Annotated in this window: 1 protein-coding gene; it reads right to left on the bottom strand. The window is 69.1% G+C overall.

The annotated features are described in order from the left end of the window. Positions 1-18: 18 nt before the first annotated feature. Positions 19-6,261 (bottom strand): RHS repeat domain-containing protein (locus ACFU6K_RS28155; protein ID WP_380667627.1); only part of this gene is annotated, 6,243 nt, incomplete at its 5' end.

Genomic DNA, 6,261 nt, shown 5'->3' on the forward strand with positions numbered 1-6,261 from the left:
CTCATCCTAGGTCGTGGCTCAGGCTGGGCCGCACAACCTCTCGCACTGGCCGTATGTCTGCTCCATGTTGAAGAGCTGGATCAGGCCGTCCACGAAAGTCAGGACCTCTCCGGCCGCCCCTATCTTCCCCATCATCCCGGACAGTCTTGACCCTCCGGTGCGCACCGGGGCTTTGTACGGGCGTTCCTCGAAGGTCGATCCGTTGACGGTGCGGAGAGCGGGGGCCCCGACCACCATGTCACCCATTTTGACCAGCTTGGTGCGAAGCCGCTCGTCGCCCTTCATGAATTTGGTGAGCTTTCCGGCCTTGTCCTCCGTGTTGTTGAGGGCGTCCCACAGTTCCTCGGCCTCCTTGAGTGCCAGCTTCCGCTCGTCATCGGTGAGCTGGAAGCCCTTCTGTCCCTTCCGATCCCCCTCCAACAGCTTGGTGAGCCTGGTCATCAGGTCGGCATTGTCCTCCAGGTGCCATTTCCCCTTGGTCTGCTTTCCGGTCTTCAACTCCTCCTTGAGTGCTTCGGCCGCTTTTCCGCTTCCGGTGACCGACTGGTATTCGGGCTTGGGGTAGATGTCGTCGAGGATGCCCTGGAACTTCGTGTTCGTGACCTTGGGCGTGACGGCTCGGGGCGTCGGGTTGGCCAGGGTGCTGGTCGACGGAGCGCTCTGCTGGACCCCCGAGCAGGGGTTCAGCAGGACGAATATGCAGTTGACTCTGTCCGTCTGGGTGATGCATTCGCGGTAGCAGCCCGGGCCGTAGTCGTCATTGCGGTGGCCGGTGGGATCGGAAAGCGTCTCCGGATTGTTGTTGCCGTAGGCGTAGCCCGTCATGGACTGGGGGTCGGTGACGTCGAGTTCCGGGTCGACCGAGACGAACCGGCCGGTATCCGGGTCGTAGTCGCGCGCCCCGAGGTGGGTGAGGCCGGTGGCCTCGAGCGTTCCTCCGAGGAATCCCCTGGTCCCGGACCAGACGCTGGGGGACGCACCGCGGGGACCGCCGAACGGCGTGCTCCGACGCATGGCGAGGTTGCCGCTCGCGGCGTCGACGTTCAGTTCGGCGGTCTTGTGGTGGTCGGTGACCTGGAAGGCGACCTTGCCGTCGTCGGAGCGGACGGCTATGGCGGAATCGCCCAGCTTGTAGTAGCGGGTGGCCTTGGGCTTCGCCGCGCCCTTGACCAGGTTGAGCTCGCTGTTGCCGAGGTAGAGGGTCCAGTTCTCGGCCGACGGGTTCGCGGCGTCGAGGGAGTGACCGAGCAGGCGGTTGCCGTTGGCGTCGTACAGGTAGTCGGTCGTCCTGCTGGAGGTCTTGCCGCTGCCCGACGTGACGGTGTCGGTGACCGCCTGGAGCTTGCCCAGGCTGTCCCAGGTCAGCGTCTGGTCGCTGGTCCCGCCGTCACCCGGCTTGAGGTGTCGGGCGTTGGTGTTGCCCGCCGCGTCGTAGGTGTAGCTCTGGACGACCGGAGCGCCGACGGCTCCGGTGACCGTGCTGGTGCTGGTCAGCGAGTGGGGCTGGGCGGCCGTGGGCGCCGGGTAGGTGTAGGTGGTGGTGCTGTCCTGGGCGGTGTTGCCGTCCGGGGAGTGACGGGTTTCGGTGGCCCGGGTTCCGTTGGGGTTGTAGGTGTAGCTGGTCCGGTAGGGGGCCGGGCCACCGAGCGCGGCGCCGTCGGGCGTGGCCGGGCAGTTGGTGCCGCTCGGGGTGAACGCCTCGGTGAGCCGTCCGAGCGTGTCGTACTGGAAGCACTGGCGGTCGGTGCCGAGTCGTGAGGCATCGGCGACGGAGGTGACGTTGCCGGCCTGGTCGTACGTGTACGTGGCGGCGCGGGCGGCCCCGACGATGCCGTACTGGTCGGTGCGGCTGGAGGCCAGACGCTGAGTGCCCCACTCGTAGCCGTTGGTGACGTAGATGTCCTTGCCGGCGGTTCCGTTGCTCAACGTGGACTGCAGCGGCTTGCCGGTGAGGCTGTAGGTCTGAGCGGTCAGGTAGGTGCTGAGCCCCTGGGCCGCGGTGACGCGGCGCAGCGGGTCGTAGGTGAAGGCGACGGATTCGGCGGGCAGGTTGCCGGCGGCCGGGTAGCTGATGCTCTGTACCTGGTTGTCGAGCCGGTAGACCGTGCCGCTGATGTAGTTGCCGGCGAGTGCTTCCTGCCCCGGGACGGACGGAATGCTGACCGTCGTGCGGGTCGGCCGCCCCAGCGGGTCGTAGAGCGAGTAGGTCGTCGTGTACGGGTACGTCGTTCCGTTGACCGTGCTGTAACGGGTCGAGGACTCCGGCGTCCCCTTGTTACCGGACGGGTCCCAGGTCTGGGCCGTCAGCAGCGGGCCGCTCGCCGAGCCGTCACGGGTCTCGATCTGGCGGGAGAGGTTGTCGTAGCGGTACGCGACGGTCTTGCCGCGGCCGTCCGTCGTGGTGACGATCTCGTTGCGGTCGTTGTACGTCTTGACCGAGGTCCCGCTGTCCGGGTCGACGGATCGGGTCTGCCGACCGCGCTGGTCGTAGCCCCAGGTCCAGGCCGTGCCGGACGCGTCGGTCAGCTTGGTGAGGTGGTCGGCCGCGTCGTAGGCGTAGGTGGTGGTGTCGTAGGCGCCGGTCGGGGTCTGGGACTTGTACTGGCGCAGCTCGGTCGTTCGTCCGGCGGCGTCGGTGATGGTGGTCGTCGGGGTGCCGCCGGTGGGCGGGGTGACGGTGATCCGGTCGCCGCCGTACTCGGTGAGCGTGGTGGCGATGGGGGTGCCGACGCCGTTTCCGGCCAGGGTGGTGGACGTGGTGACACGCCCGAGGCCGTCGTAGGCGGTGGCGGTCTGGGTCTCGACGCCGGTCGCGTCCTCGACCTTGAACAGGGTCGCGGAAGGCGCACCCGTGGCGTAGTACGGCGCGTAGCCGAGGGCGGCCTGGCCGCGCTCGTCGTAGAAGGTGTCGGTCAGGAGCCGGCCGCCGTTGTCCCCGGCGGACTGGGACTGCCGTACCCGGCCGAAGCCGTCGAAGAGCGTGTAGCCCGTCTGCTGGGAGCCGTCGCTGTTCAGCGTCCTGGTGGAGACGGCGGTGATCTGTCCGTCCGCCAAGGCGTAGGCGAACTCGTGGTTCGGGCTCTGGCCGGTGGTCTTCGAGCGGTTGGGGAGCCAGACCTTCAGCGAACGTCCGAGGGCGTCGTAGAGCAGGTCGGTGCGGCGGTTGTTGGCATCGACGGTGGCGGTGCTCAGGCCGCGCAGGAGGTCGTACTCGGTGGTCGTGGTCTGTGCGGTGGCCGCATTGCCGACGACGGCCGGCGGAGTGGTGGTCGTCGACTTGGTGGGACGTCCGGTGGCCGGTGTGTAGGCGGTGGTGGTGGTCGCGGCCGACGGGGACGCCGTGGTGACGGGCGCCGACGCGCCGGTCGTGTCGACGAGGGTCGTGGAGGCGAGGTCGACGGTGGTCAGCTTGCGCCCGTACACGTCGTAGGAGGCCGAGCTGTCCAGGTACGTGGCGTTGCCGCCGGTCTGGGCCTTGAGGGTCTCGGTCAGGGTGGCGTCGCCCCGGGTGGGCGCTGCGCCGAAGGCCTGGCCGTCGTAGCGGACCCGGATGTCGGACAGGACGGCCGAGCTGCCGTCGGCGCGGGTCTCGCGGCTGACGGCGGCGGTGCAGTCCGCAGCGACGGTCTCGGTCCGGATGGTGCCGCTCAACAGCCAGGCCGCCGTGTTGTCGGCGTACGTCTTGCGCGTGCACTTGTCGTCGTCGCCGGTGGAGGTGTCACCGAGGGCTTCGACCTGTGCGACCCGGCCGTAGCCGTCGTAGGTCGTGTTGGTGCGGGTCTCGCGCCAGGCGTTTCCGGCGCCCTTGTCGAGTGAGGTGAAGCCCCGCTTGACGGATATGCCGGCGAGGTTGGCGGTGGTGGTGCCCCAGTCGCGGACGCGCTTGGCGGTCTCCTTCTTCCACGGGGTGTTGACCGACTTGGAGAGGATCACGCCGCCGGGCTTGTCGTACTGCTCGGTGCGGTACTCGACGCCGGCCCAGGCCTGGTCGTCGGTCAGGACGGTGCCCTGGCCGTCGTCGACGGTGACGCCGCGCCTGCTGCTCTTGTCGGCAGGGTTGTTGCGGTCCTGGTCCATGCCGCGCAGGAAGTAGTGGTCGGCCTGGGTGGACATGCCGGTCACGCCGCCGGTCTCCACCCGGGTGCGGGCGTAGCCGCGCCACTGGGACCAGGTCTTGAGCTTGTCCTTGGTGAGGCCGTCCTCGTCGTCGTAGTGCCAGGCGGCGTCGCCGAGGTAGCTGTAGTGGGTGACCATGTCGGGTGCGCCGCCGGTGCGGTCGGTGGCGATGACCGCTTCGACGACGTACTTGTTGAACCACTCCGTGATGACCGGGGTCTCGTCGGAGGCCTGGTACATCTGCGGGAAGCAGCGGGTGGTGTTGGACTGCGGGGTGGGCAGGTTGTTCCAGTCGCAGGTCGCCGCCGAGTAGTTGACGTCGATCTGGCCGCCCTGCTCGTCGGTGACGGTGCCGAGTCGCTGCTTGATGAAGGGCATGCGGCCGTCGCCGACCTTGTCGAGCCGGTTGGCCATCTGCTTGTAGGCGAAGGTGGTCTTCGGCAGCGCGACGGAGGGGGCGGCGGAGGAACCGGTGTGCTTGATCGAGTCCAGCAGGAGCTGGTAGTCGAAGTCGGCGGTGCCCCACTTGTGGGTCAGGTCCCAGGTGTCGACGGTGGCGTAACTGCCGTCGGCCTGCAGGGTCTTGGCCGCGACCTGGGTGAGCCGGGTGCGGGTGAAGAAGGTCGGCGAGAACTGCGTGCCGCAGTCGGTGCCGTCCTTGCAGTTCTGGTCCCACGGAGTGTCGTACCAGTACTGCCGATTGGCGTCGATCTTCGCCGGATCGCAGAGCGCGGCGTTGCCCTCCAGGCAGCGCTCGGCGGTGCCGAACTCGACCCGGCCCATGGGCTTGACGGTGGCCGAGTAGAGGTCGCCCTGCTGCTGGCCGTACTCGATGTGGTCCAGGCGCCCACCCCGGATGTACGGGGTGCGGTCGGAGGCCTTCAGGTTGCGGCCGTAGTTGTTGGTCTCGGGGGTGTACCAGTAGGTGATGTCGTTGCCGTGGGCGTCGACGACCAGGTCCAGGTTCCACCGCCAGCCCTGCTGGCACCAGGAGGACGCGAAGTCGGCGCCGTTGCACGGCTCGCCCGCGTTGTTGCCGTAGACCGGCACGGTGTAGACGGACTTGGTCTCCGGCTTTCCGGCCGACCAGTTGGGCAGGCGGTTGTAGCCGAAGTAGTAGGTGGTGCCGTCGGTGGTGGTGGCGCGGAAGTACTCGCCGTCGTTGTCGCCGTTGCCGCGCCCGGTGTCGCGAACGCGAACGATCTTCGTCGAGTCGTCGTTCTTGATCCGCCACTCGTCGCCGGAGACCGGGATCAGCTCGCCGGAGTGCCCCGCGAAGCTGATCGTCGCGTTGTCCGTGCCCCAGCACAGGTCGCCCGGGTTCGCGCTGCCGGTCTTGGGAGCCCCGTCGTCCGCGCACGCCTTGTAGCTGCGCTCGACGAAGCCGGGCGACAGGTCGAAGCCGTCGCCGGCCCAGGAGGCCTGGTTGTTGCTGTTGGCCGTGCGGCCGTCGATCGCACCGGAGTTGTAGGACAGGCCCACCTTGGGCGTCAGCCCGCCGGGCATGGCCGTGAGCGGCATGTCGTACGACCAGTTGAACGACCCGCTGTTCAGCGCGGTCGACCAGCTCGACGCGCTCGACAGCGGCGTCGCCTTGTAGTCGCCGCTCGGCCCGGCGCTGCCGGCCGTGGCGGCCAGCACCATCGCGCCCGGCGCGGACGCCAGCCGCATCGACCCGGCCGGGGCCGTGGTCAGGGCGTCGGCGGCGACGGTCTGCTTCGCCACGTCGTTGCCGCCCGGCAGCGGGGTCTGGACCCGGCACTCGGGCAGATCGGGGGTGGTCAGCGCGCACTCGGGCAGCCGGACCAGCTTGACGCGGGAGCCGAAGCCGGAGCCGGCGGCCTGGGCGAAGGACGAGTAGTCGACGGCCAGGCCGCTGTTCTCGTCGGCGCCCGAGACGGTCAGCAGCAGGCCGTTGATCCCGGCCTTGGCGGCGGCGTCCTGGCCGAGCAGCTCGACCTTCGCCTTGCCCGCCGCGCCGGCCGAGGAGACGGCGACCGGCAGCGTGCCGGCCTTGACCGCCCTGCCCTTCTCGCCGGGCACGTCGACGGTGGCGCTGCCCGCGCCGGGCAGGGCGCCGTGCTTGCCGTCGACCGTGCTGACGGTGGTGTCGGCCTTGCGGCCCTTGGTCTTCGCGTCCGAGCC

Origin of the sequence: Kitasatospora sp. NPDC057512, from assembly GCF_042802135.1 — a bacterium.
Taxonomy (GTDB): Bacteria; Actinomycetota; Actinomycetes; order Streptomycetales; family Streptomycetaceae; genus Kitasatospora.